18 protein-coding genes are annotated in these 16,852 nt (G+C 53.5%); 6 read left to right on the forward strand and 12 right to left on the reverse strand.

The window, feature by feature from the left end:
• The first annotated feature begins 72 nt into the window (after positions 1 to 72).
• The 5 genes from JMJ04_RS39040 to JMJ04_RS39060 all read left to right on the forward strand — a co-directional run bounded on the left by JMJ04_RS39040 (position 73) and on the right by JMJ04_RS39060 (position 5,092).
• Entirely contained in the window at positions 73 to 1,155 is a 1,083-nt protein-coding gene (locus JMJ04_RS39040) for a potassium channel family protein (RefSeq protein ID WP_201375759.1), read from the forward strand.
• Between the two features lie 254 nt (positions 1,156 to 1,409).
• On the forward strand, positions 1,410 to 2,486 hold the full coding sequence (locus JMJ04_RS39045) for an LLM class flavin-dependent oxidoreductase (protein ID WP_201375760.1): 1,077 nt from the start codon (positions 1,410 to 1,412) through the stop codon (positions 2,484 to 2,486).
• A 79-nt stretch (positions 2,487 to 2,565) separates the two neighbouring features.
• Positions 2,566 to 2,967: a response regulator gene (locus JMJ04_RS39050; RefSeq protein ID WP_201375761.1), complete on the forward strand. Its 402-nt coding sequence runs from the start codon at positions 2,566 to 2,568 to the stop codon at positions 2,965 to 2,967.
• 81 nt (positions 2,968 to 3,048) lie between these two features.
• On the forward strand, positions 3,049 to 3,942 hold the full coding sequence (locus JMJ04_RS39055) for a fumarylacetoacetate hydrolase family protein (protein WP_201375762.1): 894 nt from the start codon (positions 3,049 to 3,051) through the stop codon (positions 3,940 to 3,942).
• 100 nt (positions 3,943 to 4,042) lie between these two features.
• Positions 4,043 to 5,092, forward strand: coding sequence for an LLM class flavin-dependent oxidoreductase (locus JMJ04_RS39060; RefSeq protein ID WP_201375763.1), 1,050 nt, complete (start codon positions 4,043 to 4,045; stop codon positions 5,090 to 5,092).
• Positions 5,093 to 5,096: 4 nt separating this feature from the next.
• Here JMJ04_RS39060 and JMJ04_RS39065 read toward each other — a convergent pair whose 3' ends face one another.
• From JMJ04_RS39065 to JMJ04_RS39085, 5 genes are all read right to left on the reverse strand, one after another.
• Positions 5,097 to 5,495 (reverse strand): response regulator, encoded by a 399-nt coding sequence (locus JMJ04_RS39065; protein WP_201375764.1) that lies wholly within the window; start codon positions 5,493 to 5,495, stop codon positions 5,097 to 5,099.
• Entirely contained in the window at positions 5,434 to 7,071 is a 1,638-nt protein-coding gene (locus tag JMJ04_RS39070; RefSeq protein WP_201375765.1) for an ATPase domain-containing protein, read from the reverse strand. The genes JMJ04_RS39065 and JMJ04_RS39070 overlap by 62 nt, the downstream gene beginning before the upstream one ends.
• Positions 7,072 to 7,156: 85 nt before the next feature.
• Positions 7,157 to 8,401 carry a M20/M25/M40 family metallo-hydrolase gene (locus JMJ04_RS39075; protein WP_201375766.1) on the reverse strand — a complete coding sequence of 415 codons (1,245 nt, stop codon included), beginning with the start codon at positions 8,399 to 8,401 and terminating at the stop codon, positions 7,157 to 7,159.
• A gap of 170 nt (positions 8,402 to 8,571) precedes the next feature.
• Positions 8,572 to 9,018 (reverse strand): SRPBCC family protein, encoded by a 447-nt coding sequence (locus tag JMJ04_RS39080; protein ID WP_201375767.1) that lies wholly within the window; start codon positions 9,016 to 9,018, stop codon positions 8,572 to 8,574.
• A gap of 215 nt (positions 9,019 to 9,233) precedes the next feature.
• Positions 9,234 to 9,890, reverse strand: coding sequence for a TetR/AcrR family transcriptional regulator (locus tag JMJ04_RS39085; protein WP_201375768.1), 657 nt, complete (start codon positions 9,888 to 9,890; stop codon positions 9,234 to 9,236).
• Positions 9,891 to 10,087: 197 nt separating this feature from the next.
• Here JMJ04_RS39085 and JMJ04_RS39090 point away from each other — a divergent pair, with 197 nt between their 5' ends.
• A complete protein-coding gene (locus JMJ04_RS39090) occupies positions 10,088 to 10,444 on the forward strand; it encodes a DoxX family protein (protein ID WP_201375769.1) in 357 nt (118 codons plus the stop codon).
• Between the two features lie 48 nt (positions 10,445 to 10,492).
• Here the strand turns inward: JMJ04_RS39090 and JMJ04_RS39095 are convergent, their stop codons facing one another.
• The 7 genes from JMJ04_RS39095 to JMJ04_RS39125 all read right to left on the reverse strand — a co-directional run bounded on the left by JMJ04_RS39095 (position 10,493) and on the right by JMJ04_RS39125 (position 16,590).
• The gene (locus JMJ04_RS39095) at positions 10,493 to 11,113 is read right to left on the reverse strand and encodes a Chromate resistance protein ChrB (protein WP_201375770.1); all 621 of its coding nucleotides are present in this window, start codon (positions 11,111 to 11,113) and stop codon (positions 10,493 to 10,495) included.
• A 77-nt stretch (positions 11,114 to 11,190) separates the two neighbouring features.
• The gene (locus JMJ04_RS39100; RefSeq protein ID WP_201375771.1) at positions 11,191 to 11,421 is read right to left on the reverse strand and encodes a hypothetical protein; all 231 of its coding nucleotides are present in this window, start codon (positions 11,419 to 11,421) and stop codon (positions 11,191 to 11,193) included.
• 30 nt (positions 11,422 to 11,451) lie between these two features.
• Positions 11,452 to 12,231: a COG4280 domain-containing protein gene (locus tag JMJ04_RS39105; protein WP_201375772.1), complete on the reverse strand. Its 780-nt coding sequence runs from the start codon at positions 12,229 to 12,231 to the stop codon at positions 11,452 to 11,454.
• Between the two features lie 232 nt (positions 12,232 to 12,463).
• On the reverse strand, positions 12,464 to 13,597 hold the full coding sequence (locus tag JMJ04_RS39110; RefSeq protein ID WP_201375773.1) for a DUF4097 family beta strand repeat-containing protein: 1,134 nt from the start codon (positions 13,595 to 13,597) through the stop codon (positions 12,464 to 12,466).
• A complete protein-coding gene (locus JMJ04_RS39115) occupies positions 13,597 to 13,968 on the reverse strand; it encodes a hypothetical protein (protein ID WP_201375774.1) in 372 nt (123 codons plus the stop codon). The genes JMJ04_RS39110 and JMJ04_RS39115 overlap by 1 nt, the downstream gene beginning before the upstream one ends.
• A gap of 224 nt (positions 13,969 to 14,192) precedes the next feature.
• Positions 14,193 to 15,929 (reverse strand): MDR family MFS transporter, encoded by a 1,737-nt coding sequence (locus tag JMJ04_RS39120; protein ID WP_201375775.1) that lies wholly within the window; start codon positions 15,927 to 15,929, stop codon positions 14,193 to 14,195.
• 25 nt (positions 15,930 to 15,954) lie between these two features.
• Positions 15,955 to 16,590 carry a TetR/AcrR family transcriptional regulator gene (locus JMJ04_RS39125; RefSeq protein WP_201375776.1) on the reverse strand — a complete coding sequence of 212 codons (636 nt, stop codon included), beginning with the start codon at positions 16,588 to 16,590 and terminating at the stop codon, positions 15,955 to 15,957.
• Between the last annotated feature and the right edge of the window lie 262 nt (positions 16,591 to 16,852).

Raw genomic sequence — 16,852 nt, forward strand, 5'->3', positions numbered from 1 at the left:
TCTGCAATTCTCTAGATTATAGAACACAAGCCGAATCTTTGTCATTCCTGATTGAGTGATTGGTGCCATTCAATGATCCGTAAACGCTCGTTACATGCGCATACGCCCACCTTGCGTGGCTTTTCGCGGGTGCCATCCTTTAGGCACTTGCAAATCGCGATTGTGCTGGTGCTGACCGTGCTTATTGTGGGCACGGTTGGCTACATGGAGATTGAGCAGCTCTCCTTCTTCGATGCCCTCTATACCACTGTGGATATGATGGCCACGATAGGTAGTAGCTCACATCCAGATACCGAGGCCGGTCGCATTTTTACCTTATTTGTTGTCGTCTTTGGCGTCGGCTCGCTCCTCTATACCTTTGGCGCGGGCATGGAGTTTATCATCGAGGGACATTTTAATCAGGCGGTCAGGAGGCATCTCATGGATAGAAAAATCGGGGCCTTACGCAACCATTGTATTATCTGTGGCTTTGGGCGTGTTGGTTCGCAGATAGCCGATGATTTCACGGAGGAGCAGAAGGTCTTTATCGTGGTCGATGAGAATGAGCAGAATATTCAAACCTGCCTGCAACGTGGCTACCTGGCTCTGCAGGGCGATGCGACGCGGGATGATATCTTGCGCGAGGCAGGCATTGAGCATGCGCGGACCGTGCTGGTGGCGACCGATAATGATGCGCACAATATTTCGATCACTCTCTCGGCGCGCCATCTCAAGCGTGAGTTATTCATTGTAGCACGCGCCAATCGCGATGAAACCAAGGTCAAGCTCAAGCTAGCAGGGGCGAATCGCGTGCTCTCACCCTACACGATCAGCGGTCACTATATGGCTAACCTGGTCTATGAGCCAGCCATGGTTGAGCTCTTTGAAGCGATCATGCAAGCTGAGACTGGAGACCTGGTGGTTGAAGAGGTGGAGCTTGCGCCAACGGCGAAAATTATTGGTCAAACAATGCGAGATGCTCAGAATACGCTGTTGCACCAGGGGGTGGTGCTGGTAGCGCTTAAGCGCGACGGATCTATATTGAGCACTCCTACACAGCGCCTGGTCATCACCAGGGGAGATAGCGTGGTCGTTATTGGCAAGTTAGCGCAGATAACCGCCTTTTGCCACAAACACATGGGAGCAGCCCAGAAGCAGGTATTCCAGGAGGAGTAGCCAACCAGTTTTTCGCAGCTTGACAAACGCATCCATTACTAGTTATGATATTTATGTTGATTTTATTGATCAACAATATCATATTAAAGGGCAAGGACGTGTCGCGTTTCTGCCTATCGGTGTAACGGCTAAGATCTTATTCCGAAACCTCCCCATTCGGGGACACGGCAACGTCACTGGCATGCCTAGGGCTTCCCCATTCGGGGACAAGCGCGCTCAGGGTTTCGGATAAGTAGTAAGCGAAAGGAGTAAGGATGCGCTTCTCCCTCTTCTATAATTTTGATGTCCACCCTGAGCAGGTGACAACGACACTCTATCAGGAGGTCGAGGCTCAGGCGATTGCTGCGGATATATCGGGTTTTGATGCTATCTGGCTGGCGGAGCACCATTTTGCAGCCTATGGGCGTATGCCCTCGTCGCTACTGTACCTGGCCCATCTCAGCGGTTTAACGCAACATATTGAACTGGGGACAGCGGTTGTGGAGGCGTCTTTGTATAATCCCTTGCGCCTGGCCGAGGATGTGGCGCTCTTAGATGAGCTTTCTGGTGGGCGCCTCCGCCTGGGGATTGGTTCAGGGAGTGCGAGGAAGAGCGAAGAGTTCGCCCAATTTGGTGTTCCTCTGGAAGAGAAAACCTCGCGTATGCTTGAGATCGCGGAGACCTTGCGTCAGGCCTTTGATGAAAGGCGTATTGACTTTCAAGGGCGTCATTATCAGTATCGCGATGTCAGCTTGCAGCCTCAATCGCGTCGCGCCGCCTCACAACTTCTCTGGCTCGCGGCCAATGGTTCGACCGCCAGGATTGCGGGCCAGCAGGGATATGGTTTGCTTGTGCCCAGGGTCGGCCAGTTCGAGCAGCATAGGCAATTGATTACTGACTATCGCCAGGTGCTTGCTGGCAAGCGGGGACATGTCTCGGTATTGCGCTTTGTCTTTGTGGCTGAAACGCTTGAGGAGGCTCAGTTCCAGACTAACAAGGCGATTGCGCGCTATGCACAGTTTGACTGTGGTATTACCTGGGATGGACGGACAGATACCAGGGAGTATCAAGATATTTTGCAGCGCTTAAATGTCATCCTTGGTACTCCAGAGCAGGTGGCTCTACAACTACAAGCCTGCCAGGAACAGCTCTCGTTTGAGGAGATCATGTGCCAGGTGCATGCTGCGGGTATAGAGCATGAAGATGCCCTCAAATCGATCCAGTTATTGGGGCGAGAGGTTATTCCCAGCCTCCAGCCTACACCGCCTGTCCGTTCCCAATTGGAAGCAAGCGCAATCAAGCCAAAGAGGCAGAGCCTTCGTCCTAGGCAGCAGCAGCGCCTTTGGGCTTGAACTGAACTTGAATTGCTAGAAGACGCAAAGAGGGCCCATGTATGCAAGAGATCATGAGAGGAGGAGAGTAATGCGAACTATGTCGAGGCAAGTATCCCAGAAAAGAGTCCTCCTGGTAGCATCCGATATTAACTCTGGCTTTGGACTGTCTCAAGCCATTAAAGAGGCAACTCCCTACCAGGTGATCTTTGCGATCAACGTCCTCCAGGCCCTCAAAATTCTGGCGGCGGTCCAACCTCATCTCGTACTGGTAGATGAGCAGCTACAGGGCATAGATGGTGCAAGCTTTATTGACCATATCCACTCATTACTGCCTAAGCAAGGGGTTCCGGTCGTGCTGCTCACAAAAAACTGCTCTCAATATCCTCCCTTTATCGTGAGCGCGACCACGCTCAATATGGCCTGCGATCAAGACTTTCTGGTCCACCATTTGCAGCATGTCCTGGAATATACTCTTGCAATACCACCTCTCAAAGGGTAAAGAAGAATGGTGCCCGAATTTGACAGTAAGCTGTGGCGCATGGTACGGTTTGAACAAGCCACTATAAGGAGGATATTTTATATGCGTTTGCTTACTTTTCAATCGCCCGCCGGGCCACGTTTGGGTATCCAGACCACACGAGGCGTTGTGGATGTCGTGGTCGCGCGCGAGCAGCTGTTTGCGCACTCGACGGAATTTGTGCCAGATACCATTGAGGAGGTATTTGCCACAGGCGAGCGAGGCCTTGCGGCCTTGCGCCATCTGCTCAAGGTAGTAGAGGCTCAGGAGCAGCCGGGGACGTGGCTGCTGGCTGAAGAGTCCCTCCAGTATGGCCTCTGTGTGCCGCGCACTGGCAAGATCATCTGTGTTGGTCTTAACTACAGGCGCCACGCGGCTGAATCGGGCATGGCGGTCCCTGAGAGTCCGGTGCTCTTCCCCAAGTATGCCAATAGCTTCGCCGCCAGCGGTGAGGAGGTTCCCTTACCCGGGAATGCCGTTCAGTATGATTACGAGGCGGAGTTGGCCGTGGTCATTGGGCGGCAGACGCGCTTTGTCGGCGTCGAAGAGGCCCTCTCTTCGGTCCTGGGCTACTGCAATGCCAACGATCTGAGTGCGCGCGAACTCCAGTTCCGCACTAGCCAGTGGCTGCTGGGTAAAGCCCTTGATAAGTTTCTACCCGTGGGTCCCTACCTGGTCACAGCCGATGAAGTCGGTGATCCCCAGCGCCTGGGTATTCGCTGTTGGCTTAATGGAGAGCTGTGCCAGGATTCTACGACCGCCGACATGATCTTCCCCGTGGCCTATATCATTAGTTACTTAAGCCAGTATCTTACGCTGGAACCTGGCGATGTGGTCAGCACCGGCACGCCTGAGGGAGTGCTTATGGGTAAGCAAGATCCACAGTGGCTCAAGCCCGGAGACGAGGTCATTGTTGAGATCGAGAAGCTTGGTCGCCTGGTAAATAGCATGCGCTAATACTCATCCATAAGCATCGAAGTGAATAAATCTGGTCATGCCATTGTTGTGTATCTTTAGAGAAATTGTATCTGAAAAAGACAAAGAAGGATATACATAGATGGCACTACCCCTCTCTGTGCTTGACCTCTCGCCGGTTGAGGCAGGTTCAAATAGCCGCGAGGCACTCCAGAACACCCTCAAACTGGCCCAGCTCACGGATCGGCTGGGATATACGCGCTACTGGCTTGCCGAGCATCATAATAGCAGCATGCTCGCCAGCTCATCCCCTGAGATCATGATTGGACACGTGGCCCAGGTTACCAGGCATATTCGTGTTGGCTCTGGTGGCGTCATGCTACCGAATCACTCACCCCTCAAGGTGGCGGAGAATTTCCGTATTCTGGAGGCACTCCATCCTGGACGTATCGATCTGGGGATTGGGCGCGCGCCCGGCACGGATGGTAAAACGGCGCTGGCGCTACGTCGCTCACGGGCCGCGCTGGGAGCCGATGATTTTCCCGAACAGCTGGCTGAGCTACTGGCCTATGCCGACGAGGGCGAAGAGCTTCCAGCGGGCTATCCCTTTAAGTCAGTCAAGGCGGTTCCCACTGATGTCCCCCTCCCACCCATCTGGCTGCTTGGGTCAAGTGACTATAGCGCGCAGGCCGCGGCCTCGCTTGGCGTTGGCTTCGCCTTTGCGCACCACATCAATCCCGCTTTTGCTGTGCCCGCAATCCAGATGTACCGCGAGCTATTTACGCCCTCTGAACGCTTGCAGGAAGCCAGGGTTATTCTGACTACAACCGTCGTATGCGCGGAGACTGATGAGCAGGCACAGGAACTGTCTGACTCTATGGCGCTGGCCTGGGTGCGTTTGCGTACGGGGCGGCCTGCTCCCCTGCCCAGTCCGGAGGAGGTTCGAGCGTATCGCTATACCGCTATGGAGGAGGAAGTGGTGCGTGAGTATCGCTCGCGGCAGATGATTGGTCGTCCCGAGGTGATACGCGAGAAACTGCTGCGCCTGGTGGGTGAGACGGGTGCGGATGAACTGATGCTCTCTGCTATGGTGTATGGATATGCGAATCGGGCCAGAACATATGAACTGCTGGCCGAGGCCTTTGGACTCTCCGCACCAGTTACGGCAGAAGACGGCCTGACCTGGGAGTAATGCCCTATTTGAGGAGGCGTTGAATAAGGTCTTCTAACTCATCCAGATCAAAGGGCTTGGCGAGGATGGTTTCAACGTGAATGCCTTCGATAGCGCGAGCTGTGCTCACGGCACTGAGCATAATGATAGGAGGCAGGCTCTGCCTCCTATCAGAGGCCTCTTCCTGGAGGGCTTTGACAAAGTCAACCCCATTGAGGACTGGCATCATATAATCTGTAATGATGAGTAGTGGCCAGCGTTCAATGGCCAGCGAGAGCGCCTCCTGCCCATTGTAGGCTAGCACAGGTGTATACCCTAGTTCTGTAACAAACTCGGCTAGTGTCTCGGCAATAGCCACCTCATCATCGACAATGAGAATGGGTGATGTATCGGTTGCGAGATGAGCACGGCCCTGTAACGTCATACACTCCCCCTCTCTGAGGGGGGGCCTGGTAGATTGGCGAAAGGTAGCCAGAATGTCCACTTGCCTCCCTGGTGAGACCCGCTAGCGTGTCCAGGCCGCTCTCCTGAGGAGTCAGGACACGAACGCCTTCAGGCGAGGTAATGATAAATTCGCGCAAATTATGATCATGAGCCGAAAAGCGCATCTTGAGCACAGAGATGACACGATGCAGGCGGTTGTTGACCGCGAGGTGCTGTACCAGGATAACGTTTTCCGCCAGGATAGAAAGTGCGTCTGCGGAGAAATCCACGTCGGTTGAGACAGCCTTGGGGGACTCTTTGAGTGCGAGTAAGGTAATGTCTCTGGATCTTAACATCGCTAGCAGCGCTGCCAGGTAGTTGGAGACGCGATCCTTGCCACTACTCTCTATCACGGCGCGTTCGAGTTCGGCTATGCTGTCAATGACGACGCGTCGTATGTTGTTCTCACTGAGTATGTTGAGCATGGTTGTCGCAACCTGGTCAGGATCAACTTCAACAGGTTCCCAGCGCTGCAATGTCAGGCCGCCACCAGGAGCCAGGGCTGCTCGAAGTTGTTCACCGAGCTGAAAAGACTCCGCTTTGAGCAGAAGCTGTTCACGTGTCTCGCGGAAAGTGAGAAATAAGGCGTTCTCACCCTTTGGAATGCCTGAAAGCGCGAATTGGAGCGCGAGGAGTGTCTTGCCTGTCCCCAGGCTGCCAGTCAGGAGCGTACTGGTCTGGCGAGTCAGGCCTCCTCCCAAGAGCGTATCCAGTTCGAGAAGCCCAAAGGTGACGCGTTCCTTTTTGTGTTCCACGCTTTTCGTGTCGGAACGAGGAAGCTGATGGCTACAGGCTTCAAGGCGAGGATAAACCTGCACTCCATCCTCACTTAGCACCATACTATGTCGACCCAGCATTGGCGCGCGGCCACGTACTTTGAGTATTTCCAGGCTGCGGAAGGCGCGCGTCCCGTTAAGGATGAAATAGAGCCCAATAAGCAAATCGCCGGTGGTCATCTCGGGGAAGAGGGTTGGATCACGCGGATCAGCTTCTGTCGTGATGATCGTTGTCGTTCCGAGCAGGCTCAGGCGTGCGCCCAGGTCATACAACAACTGGCGGCTCGTAATAAAGTCTGGTTCCAGAGCACGAATTGCCTGAAAGCCGTCCAGAACGACCAGGTTTGCGCGCGTCTGCCGGACCGCAGCCACGATATCCTGCGCCGCAGGTGGTTTGCCCTGTGTCAGAAACTGCTGTATGCTAAAGATCTGTACCTCATTACCTACAAGCTCGGGGGCAAAGAAGTTATATGATTGGAGATGACCGAGCAACTTCGTTGTTGGCTCCGAAAGCGCCGTTAAAAGCAGCGCCTTCTGCCCGCGCTTGGCGGCGGCGAACGCGATCTGACTTGCCAGGGTGGTTTTGCCGCTGCCGGGTGAGCCAAGGATAATCGCGAGCGAGCCTTTGGGTAATCCTCCCCCTAACACTGTATCAAGCTGAGGTACGCCTGTTGCTTCAATCATGGTTGACGATGAAGACCAGGTTGGCGTTTGATCCGCATCGGATGATGGTGTACTCACATTTTCCTCTTCTATCATTGCTTGCTACTTGTTAGTATGACACAAAATGTTTGCATTTGACCAGTGTTAATGGCCTACCTCCCAGCTAACTGTTTTCGCTAGTAATGGCGACTATTAGACCCGCCAGCAGTGCCACGCGTTTAGGAATGGGAGGAAGTTTTACATACTCTGTGGCGGTATGAGCACCCGAGCCAATTGCGCCTAACCCATCAATGCTTGGGCACCCTTCGTCCGCCGTCTTACAGCAGTCCGAGGCGCCGCCACGTGTCTCAGGGGCAAAGCGTGTATGCAGAATGTTTTCCGTGATAAACTGTATTTTCTCAGCCATGCCCAGGCTTGCCTCTGTTGCAGCCATAGGAACCATAGAGTCAGGCTCGCTGGTCAATGTTAATTGGACGTCTGGCACAAGCTGATTGCGTAATAATTCGCGCCAGCGTGCCTCGGCGTCGAAGCGGTCTTCAAGGTGCAGGAAGCGGATATCAAACATGATCTGGGCAAAGTCGGACACAATATTGGCGCGTGATCCTCCTTGAATAGGACCCGCGTTAATGGTAAAGCCTGGACGCCAGCCCATAAAGCTTTGGGCCTGGACAATCTGGTGAGCCAGTTCTAGAACTGCATTTCGGCCCTTCTCAGGGCTACTACCCGCGTGCGCCGCTCTGCCCTCGGCGGTAAGGCGATAATGCGCGCATCCCTTGCGCCTGGTCACCACGGTTCCAATGGCGCTTGCGCCTTCCAGCCCAAGTACATACGGTTTCTCATCACGAGCTATCTGCCGTACGAGGCTGGCCTGGTAGCGATTCGAGATCTCCTCGTCGGGCACAGATAAGAAGATCAGCTTCTTGAAATTCCTATAGTCATGTTGCTTGAGGATCTCCAGGGCATAGATCCCCTGAAGTAGCCCGGCCTTCATATCAACGGTCCCCGGACCATAGAATTTATCTTCATCAAGCTGCGTGCGTGTCTGGGCGGAACCTACGGGGTGGACGGTATCGTGGTGGCCAAGGAGGAGGCAGGTGGGAGCGTGAGGATTATCGCCCACAAGGGTGCCAATGAGCGCATTGCCTCGTGCATGTTCTACAATGGTTGTTTGCATCTCAAAGCGCTGGAGGAGAACCGCGAGCTGGTCCGCCATCGTATCCAGACCCTCTTTATGCTCGGAAGGGGAATCAATGAGCGTGAGCCTGTGCAGGTCTTCTGTGAAACGTGGTATCGCCTCTTGCATGTATGCCAGCCCATTTGTGACTACGGTCTGGATGGGATTTGAGGTATCAATGGCATAGCGGGTATCCAGGAAAAACGACTCCGATCTCTCCTCTGGCTGAAGCATGACAACCCCTTTTCACTTAAAAGCACAACAATTCATTAGCGGCTCAGGCATGATTAAGTGTAGCAGAGGATATACTACGATGCAAGAGAGTAGGATTGGGCGTCGCAAGATGTGAGTAAAGATATGGGCGTGGATTAGGGGCATTCGCCCGCAATCCACGCCCATATTTCTTACGCGTTCACCTGTTTGTCGAAGTTCTTGAAGAACTGGTCGAGCATGCCTTTAACGGCGGGCTTGACGATGAGTTCGGGAACAGCAGCGACCTTGCCCGAGAGGCTGGCGTTGGCGTTGTAACTAAGGAGAGTGGTCGCACCCTCTTCGGTCAGGTCGACGGAGCAGCGTGCGCTAACGCTGCCCAGGGAGCTCCGGGGCTCGGCGACAAGCACGAGGTGCGAAGGCTCTACGATATCCGTGGTTTGCAGGAAGACATCATATGAACCATTAAGAATCGCAAAATTGAGTGTGATATTTAGTTTAAGGTAGCGTCCATTGGGGAGATCGACATACTCTGCACTCTGGCAGTTAGGGATACTCTTCTTGAGTACTTCAGGGTTAAGGAGCGCGTTAAAGACGGTAGCACGCGGAGCTGGAATCCGCTGTTCTCCTGTGAAATCCATTCTTATCAATTCCTCGCAATAGATGATACTATATATTTTTGCAGAAAGCGGTTGGCTCTGATCGCCTCGCGCTTTACTTACATTTGCACTCTATTATATGTCTGAACATTTATTTTTATCAATGAGGATGCTAAATAGTACTGTCATAGAGGCAAGGGATGTGGTGGTTTGGCGGAGCCAAACCACCACATCCCTTGCCTCTATGACAGTAGCCGTCAAAGGTTGTGTAACTCGGGTGAATAGTGGGGCGTTCCTGGCGATGGATTCTTCTCCTCAAGATCACCGCTAAGATAGTGCTGGCAGACGGAGCCAACAATCTTGATGAGCTGCTCGTCAGAAATTGTGCTCAGGGCCTCGGTATGCAGCAAACTGCGCATAATATTGACGCCAATAAGCTGAGATAGAGCCAGTTCGGCGCGCAGGTACCCATCGGGTCCGCCAACCTGCTCTGCGATAGGTTGCAAGAATTGCTCGTTTAGAGCCTTGCGGAGGATATCAGAACTATCGTTGCTTGACGCAGAGCGGATCATAATGAGGAGCGGATCGCTGGCGTCCTGCTTGCTCCAATGTGATATATAGTGGTGAATCAGGCTATAACCCAGGCTCATTCCGTCTCCACCGGGAAGCCCACTACAGCCATCGCCTTTATCCAATGTAGCCAGGAAGAGATCTTCTTTTGAACCGAAGTAGCGAATGACCAGCGCGGGATCGATACCGGCTTTAGAGGCGATGTCGCGAATGGTGACGCGCTCATAGCTATCGTGCGCAAAGAGCGTGCGTGCCGCCTCTAAGATGGCCTGGCGTGTCGCGCCCGCGTCGCGCTCGCGACGACAACGACGAAAAGTTTTTTTAGCGGTATCTCGTAAACTCATCTCGACTCCTCATCTTCCTGGACCCGCATGTACCTCTAGCAACTACTCAGTCCCTCTATTTTCATTATCAATCATAACATAGTCAACAGGCGTTGACAAAATAGGATGAGATAGTTTATAGTTTTCTTAGTAAGTCAACAGGTGTTGACAAATGGATATAGTCGGGCCTGAGGGTCCGTAAAGAAGGGCGAATATTTATGTACTGGATTGCGCTTGTCTTGCAGGTATTATTGGGGCTGGCATTTCTCGCGGCTGGTTTCTCGAAGGTAACACATAATAAGCAGATGGTGGAGAACTTTCAGAACCACTATCACTATCCCCTCTGGTTCATGGTCCTGACCGGTGCGCTTGAAATTGTGGCTGCCCTGGGCTTGATTGCGGGCATCTGGGTACCGATTCTGGCTACATTGGGCGCGGCGCTCCTGGTCTGTATCATGTTGGGTGCGGTCCTGACGCATGTTCGCCTGAAGGACGCGATCTCTGGTATCGCTCCAGCGGCGGTCCTGCTCATACTGGCGGTTGCCTTGCTGGCTATTCATCACCCTTTGGCATAAATCAAGTGTTGTGGACGTTGTGGTCGTGGGAGAGCCAGGCCACAACGTTTAGCGATGCGTATCCGAGCGGCGCTCAAGGCGACGAGGGTGCAGGCGCTTCTTCTCCTCAGGAGATACACCATGTGACTCGTCAGCTTCCTGCTTGAGAAAGACCTTTTCCTCAAACTCCTCCAGCAATTTCTCACATTGTTCAATACTCTGTAAGGCCTCATCACGCCTGGCGGCTCCAAACCAGTCGCGCTCAACCGTGCGCTCATACCAGCGCCGAATTTTGTCGAGTTCCTGGCGAATCTCTTCGGCCTCGGCATAGGTAAAGTTCTGGCGAAAAGTCTCGAACTCGATCTCTTTCGTAAAATTTACCTGGCAGTTCTCGATGATCTCGTCGTATTGCAGGTTGCTTTGAGCCAGAAAGCCATCAATGATCTTCTGTTCCTCTTCTTCGGGTAAATTATTTAATGGGAACAGGTGATAGCTCCCTCCCAGTTCCGAGACACGCTCGCAGACCTTCTCCAGCGTCGCGAGCAGCGGCTCAGTATGGGGAAGGATACAAACGCTCTGTTGTAGGTAGAGCGCGCCAGTGCGTTTTAGCTCGCGCCAGATGCCGACGCGAGCTGCCGAAGGTTGGCTTGGTACCTGGTAGATGAGCAGAATATATTGATGAGAATCCACTTTTTCCCCTTTGGGATAAGGAAACGGTGGCGGCGGGCCATGCCCCCGCCACCGTTTCCACACTAAAACTTTAACCTTTAACGATGGCGGCTATACGCCTCGCGGCTCAGGGTAGCGATGAGCACGATCAGCGCGGCCAGGATGAGTATGAAGCCACTAAATGGTCGCAGCGCGGCTAACGCACTTACTGTGTAGATGAGCGCGAGGAGGATGAAGGCGATCAAGATTCCCACAAGGATAATCATATCGCCAACGATAAAATTATATACTGCTTTGATAGCATTGAGAATAGGTCTGAGTACAACCATGTTGCTTTGCCTCCACGTAATGAGAGAAGACTATGAGTGAGCAATGTTGGCGGGCGCGGCCAGTTGGCGCTGGCGTACACTCTTGAGCCAGAAGATGATTGCCAGCGAGGCGAGCAGGTAGAGCGCGGCCAGTATGATCAAGAAGGCGTCCGCGAACGGCCAGGCAAAGCCAAAGCCCTCGGCAGTCCAGAAGGTGCCGAAGGTCGTTAACATGATGCCAACCACAAATTTCAGCGTGTTCTCAGGTACCTTGGTCAACGGAGCCTTGATCAACACTCCAGCAAGGATGACCAGCAGACCCGCCGCGAGAGCTCCAATCGTGGCTGAGGCTATGCCTCCGATCCCTTGCTGAGTGACGGCGTTACTACCGAAGGTAATGACAATAAAGGCCACCTCAAGTCCCTCCAGGAAGACCGACTTGAAGGCCAGGGCGACGGCAGTAGGCTGCAAGCGCTGCGTAATGGCCTGCCCACTCGCCTTTAGCTCAGCCATGGTTTCCTCAAAGATAGCCTCCTCGTCATGAAGCGCCTTCAGCCCGCTATAGCGCAGCAAGGCTTTTTTGAGCCACTTCAAACCAAAGAGTATAAGAATACAGCCGACCGCCAGGCGTAGTGCGTCGAGTGGAACATACTGAACCAGGGTGACGCCAAAGATGGCCACGATAACGGCCAGGGCTGCCACCGCTGCCAGCGTGCCTACGATGGCACTGCGCCAGTTGATGGTGACACCGACGACAAGAACGATAGTGAAGGCCTCAACAAATTCAACCGCTGACGCCAGAAAGGCTGCGATAGTGATGGCCCATTGCATGAGTCAAATCCTCCTCGATAAGCTCCGAGTCTTTGCTTGCTCTGCGATAAAATCAACCAATTTTTCCGGGTAACAACGAGAAGCCAGGGGGCTTCTCTCTATCTATTATGTAACATGTTTTGATTTGTAGCAAGTGTTACACATGAAAGAGGAAGGAGTGTGGTGGAAAGACAGGCTTAGCCCTGTCTTTCCACCACACTCCTTCCTATAGGGTCCATACCAGCATGGACTGCTACCGGCGCTGAACTTTAATTGGGCCGACATTGGTACTCAGGTTGAGGCGCGCCAGGGGCGCATTCCCAACGATTTCGCTGCCGAAATCGTTATCTACCGTTCCCATATTGGTCTTTGCCTTCAGGGCGAAGGCGCTTGTCGAGGGAAGGGTGACATGAACCGTGCCTGCGTTGGTGTGCAGGCGGTAGTCGTACGCTCCACCTAACTCGCCATCGAAGTGGATCGTCCCCGCGTTGGTATCGACATTTGTGTTTCCCGCGAGCTTGACCCCCTCAAGATGAATCGTGCCTGCGTTACTGTGCAGGTCACTGCCTGTCTCAAGTATAGATTGAGAAACGTGAATGGAGCCAGCACTGGTTTTGGCCCTGGCATAACCTTGAATACCCTGTATATGGATGGCTCCGGCCTGGCTATCGAGATGTACCTGGCAGTGTTCGGGGACAAAGATATTCAGGTCCATGTGTCCCGATTTAATGCCCTGTGTGGCAATATTGCGGCTGACAATACTGATGTTGTCTCCCTCTTGCTGGCAATCGAGCACCAGATCTTCGTTTTTGCCAAGCACGCTGCTGATATGCTTGACGGCCTGAACCACGACTTTATCTCCCTCGCCGCGCTGAATACGAATTGGTCCCGCTGGATTATTAATATGGAGTGTGGCTTGTCCGGAGACGGCAAACTGTTGTGGATGCAATGGGGTAGCCCGGTCGAAGCCAAATTTGGCGATAGCAAAAGCAATAGCGATAATACCTATGAGGCCGAAGATTGAGCCAAAGGCACCCGAAAACAGGCCCTGTACGATGCTGGACAATATGACCAGGCCAATGATAAGCAAGACGATTTGCCCGGCTGAAAGGTTGCGCGCCCGGATGAAGGGAAATGCCTGCTGCCCCGCCTGCTGTCCCGTCTCCTGTGCGTATTCATTATAAGTGGAGGCTCCGTTATAGCCCTCCTGGTAGGCGCGCTCCTGACCCGATCCCTCCTCAGGATTGGCCTGCTCAGAGGCAGGCCTGTTATAGCGAGGGTAGGCCTCGTATGAAGCCTGAGGTTGCTCATAGGGATCATTATTGTAGATCTGTTGGCCGCCAGAGGATTGCTCCGGCGGCTGATACATAGATTCCTGGTTGCTCATTAGGATACCTCGCGAATGTCAATGCCGGCCTCAGAGGCGACGATGCGAAAATGCCTGGCCTGTGGGTATTTCTGCACTTTCTCCTGAATGACGCTGTCCAGGCGCTGCTCAATTTCTTGATCGCTCACACCTGGCTGTCCGCCGCAGTTGTTAATATGGGCCTGCCAGCCAAAGATGGTTGCCCCATGCTCCGCGGCATACTCCTCGCCCACGTTATTGGCCGCAGGCACGGCGGAGCCACCGGCATAGGACTCGTGCCAGTAGTCGTTGGAGCTAAGTCCGCTTGCGCGCTCAAAGGCAGCCCGCGTGGCGGCCACGAAGCGCTTATCCATACAGGTACGTAAGAAACCAAAGGTTTTGCTATCGCTCATACTCACTTTTCCTTTTCCATCTATATCGTATGCCTGGGGAATGTACCAGGTAGTAACTGTTCAGTCTGGGTACACTAAGATATACGTACGTTTGAGGGATTAGTCACATCAACATAGCAAGAGAGCCCCGACGAATCTGTCGGAGCTCTCTTGCTGGTTGTCTCCACCCCCAATGGATGTCTCCTGGAGGATGGATTTTAGTGCACTTAGTGCATCTATCGGGTCTAATGCATCAGGACCGGATTTGCGATCTCTTCGCTGCCCGCAACGGCCTCTTGCGTGGCCTGTCCCTGGCTGCTACCGCGTAGCGGCACCTCTTTGAGGAAGAACAGTAGAATGAAGCCAACGATGGTAAGCCCGAGCGAGATCAGGAAGAGGTTATGGATACCCAGCGCTAAGCCATCTTTGACGGCGCCCAGGATCTCGCCGTACACGGTCTTGCCTGCAGGGCCAAATTTGGCGAAGAACGCCTCTGTCTTCGTCTGAGCATCGGTCGAGAGCAGAATGTTAGGGTTATCAAAGCTAGAGAGAAGCTGATCACCCAGGCCGCCGGGAGCGCGGCCACCAATCATGTCGAAGAAGCTCTTCACATCGGTTGATAGCGCATTATGGAAGGCCGGCTTATAGGTGTTGAGCAAGACCGAGCCCAGGGCCGCGCTGGCAACCGAACCACCAATCTGGCGGAAGAAGGTCAACGACGAGGTGGCCTGGCCAATCTTTTTGGCTGAGACCGAGTTTTGCACGATCAGCGTATATAGCGACATGCCGAAGCCAAGGCCGAGGCCAAGCACGATCATGGCGATGATCAAATCTGCCTGTGTGGAGTTGACACCCAGGCGTAGCAACAGGAGCATACCGCCAACGGTGATGATCATGCCTACGAAGGCGATCCATTTGTAGCGGCCAAAGCGCGATACGAGCTGACCCGAAATGACGCTGGCAAGGATCAGTGAGAGCATCAGTGGCGCGAGCAGGAGACCGCTATTAGTGGCGCTGATGCCCAGCACGCCCTGCGCATAGAGCGGCAGGAAGAGGATGCAGCCAAACATCGCGATATTGGTGATCATAGTGATCGCTACCGAGACCGAAAAGACGCTGCTCTTGAACATGCTTGGCTCGATGATAGGCTGCGCGTCGCGCTTCTCAAGCGTGTGTTCATAGACGAAGAAGAGCGTCATGAAGACGAGCGCCACAGCGAAGAGCCCCAGGATCTGCCAGGAGAGCCAGTCGTATTCCTGCCCGGCCCAGGTCAGACCCAGCATCAGGGGAATGGTGCCCGCCATCAGGAGCGCCGCACCAATATAATCGATGCGTGTATCCTTACTCTTGGATCTTAGAGTAGGCATCAGGAAGATCAGTACCAACAGGGCAATGATGCCGATAGGCAGATTGACATAAAAGACCCAGCGCCAGGTTGAGTTATCCGTAATCCAGCCGCCGACCGTTGGCCCGAGGATGGAGGAGAGACCAAAGACGCCACCAGTCACGCCCTGCCACTTGCCGCGCTCGCGTGGTGAGAACAGATCACCCACGACGGCGATGGCGATAGGCATGAGGGCCGCCGCCCCCAGGCCCTGGAAGGCGCGGAAGGCGATCAACTGGTTCATTGACTGCGCGGCGCCACACATGACCGAGCCAGTCAGGAAGAGCACAATACCAATTAAAAAGATAGGTTTACGACCGAACTGGTCCGAGAGCTTGCCATAAATTGGCACCATGACTGTGGAGGCTAGCAGGTAGGCAGTCGTTACCCAGGTGTAGCGATCAAAGCCCTGTAACTCTGAGATGATGCGCGGCATCGCCGTCGCGACAATCGTCTGGTCCAGAGAGGCCAGCAGCATTACAAGCAGCACGCCAGCCATAGTGAGGAGCGTTTCGCGGCGGGTGAAGCGAGGTTGCTCTACATCTTGTACAGGGGACGAGGCTGTGGACTGCATCTCGTCATGAGTTATTGTTTCCATACATACCCTCATATCTATTCTATAGTTATTCCGGCTGATTTTGTGTCATACCATAAAAGCAGAGTATTTTTAATTGTTGTAGTAGCTCGTCTGGCGTTAGATCATGTTCCAGCAAGACGTGATCATGGGCGCGCGGTGAGAAGAGACTAAGCATCATGAAGAGCATGACGCGTGTCGAGACATCCGTGCGAAACTCGCCCACGGCCTTCCCTTCATCCAGCAGTTTACTCACTTTCGAGATCAGGCACTCCCACATTTCGCGAATTGAGCCGTTCTTCTCGTTTACCAGGCGCTTCAGATCGACGCCGGTGTAGGTCGAGGAAAGCAGTTTGGCGCGCCGACCATAGAGACCCTCATGCAGATAGGACATGATGTTCTCTAGCCTGACGCGCGGTGTCAGCTCTGCCTCTAGGATGGCATCAAAGCCTTGTAGAAACTTCTGCATATCACGCGCGAAAATGGTAGCGACCAACTCTTCCTTACTCGGAAAGTGCGTATAGATCGTACCCTTGGCGATACCAACGCGTGTAGCGATCTCGTCCATAGAAGTCTCGTAGTAGCCCTTCTCCTCCAGGACCTCCTCCGCGGTCTGTAATATCAGGTTCTCACGCTCCTGACGTTGTTTTTCTTTTAATGTGAGATGTGGTGTAGGTGTTTGCATAGGTCTATCCAGGTTTCACTGTGTCTTAGATCTTATTCCGAAACCCAACGTCACTGGCGTGCCTAGCGCTTCGCGCTCAGGGTTTTCGGAGAAGTAGTTCTCGGCTATTCAGACGCGTGAGTAATAGTCTGACCACAAAGATGGTTTTTGACCAGTTCATATTTTATGACTACATAGTCATTATTTTACGACAAGGTCACCAATCTGTCAAGAGGAGATTTTTTGCTTGTCAGCACAACCATTTGCCTGTATACTGAAAACT

It is taken from the genome of Ktedonobacter robiniae (assembly GCF_016587375.1).
Taxonomy (GTDB): Bacteria; Chloroflexota; Ktedonobacteria; order Ktedonobacterales; family Ktedonobacteraceae; genus Ktedonobacter; species Ktedonobacter robiniae.

Coding starts and splice junctions, on each gene's coding strand:
- JMJ04_RS39085 (WP_201375768.1), bottom strand. CDS start 9,890: ATGAGTTTACGAGATACCGCTAAAAAAACTTTTCGTCGTTGTCGTCGC.
- JMJ04_RS39045 (WP_201375760.1), top strand. CDS start 1,410: ATGCGCTTCTCCCTCTTCTATAATTTTGATGTCCACCCTGAGCAGGTG.
- JMJ04_RS39060 (WP_201375763.1), top strand. CDS start 4,043: ATGGCACTACCCCTCTCTGTGCTTGACCTCTCGCCGGTTGAGGCAGGT.
- JMJ04_RS39100 (WP_201375771.1), bottom strand. CDS start 11,421: ATGGTTGTACTCAGACCTATTCTCAATGCTATCAAAGCAGTATATAAT.
- JMJ04_RS39075 (WP_201375766.1), bottom strand. CDS start 8,401: ATGCTTCAGCCAGAGGAGAGATCGGAGTCGTTTTTCCTGGATACCCGC.
- JMJ04_RS39090 (WP_201375769.1), top strand. CDS start 10,088: ATGTACTGGATTGCGCTTGTCTTGCAGGTATTATTGGGGCTGGCATTT.
- JMJ04_RS39050 (WP_201375761.1), top strand. CDS start 2,566: ATGTCGAGGCAAGTATCCCAGAAAAGAGTCCTCCTGGTAGCATCCGAT.
- JMJ04_RS39105 (WP_201375772.1), bottom strand. CDS start 12,231: ATGCAATGGGCCATCACTATCGCAGCCTTTCTGGCGTCAGCGGTTGAA.
- JMJ04_RS39080 (WP_201375767.1), bottom strand. CDS start 9,018: ATGGATTTCACAGGAGAACAGCGGATTCCAGCTCCGCGTGCTACCGTC.
- JMJ04_RS39055 (WP_201375762.1), top strand. CDS start 3,049: ATGCGTTTGCTTACTTTTCAATCGCCCGCCGGGCCACGTTTGGGTATC.
- JMJ04_RS39040 (WP_201375759.1), top strand. CDS start 73: ATGATCCGTAAACGCTCGTTACATGCGCATACGCCCACCTTGCGTGGC.
- JMJ04_RS39115 (WP_201375774.1), bottom strand. CDS start 13,968: ATGAGCGATAGCAAAACCTTTGGTTTCTTACGTACCTGTATGGATAAG.
- JMJ04_RS39120 (WP_201375775.1), bottom strand. CDS start 15,929: ATGGAAACAATAACTCATGACGAGATGCAGTCCACAGCCTCGTCCCCT.
- JMJ04_RS39110 (WP_201375773.1), bottom strand. CDS start 13,597: ATGAGCAACCAGGAATCTATGTATCAGCCGCCGGAGCAATCCTCTGGC.
- JMJ04_RS39065 (WP_201375764.1), bottom strand. CDS start 5,495: ATGACGTTACAGGGCCGTGCTCATCTCGCAACCGATACATCACCCATT.
- JMJ04_RS39125 (WP_201375776.1), bottom strand. CDS start 16,590: ATGCAAACACCTACACCACATCTCACATTAAAAGAAAAACAACGTCAG.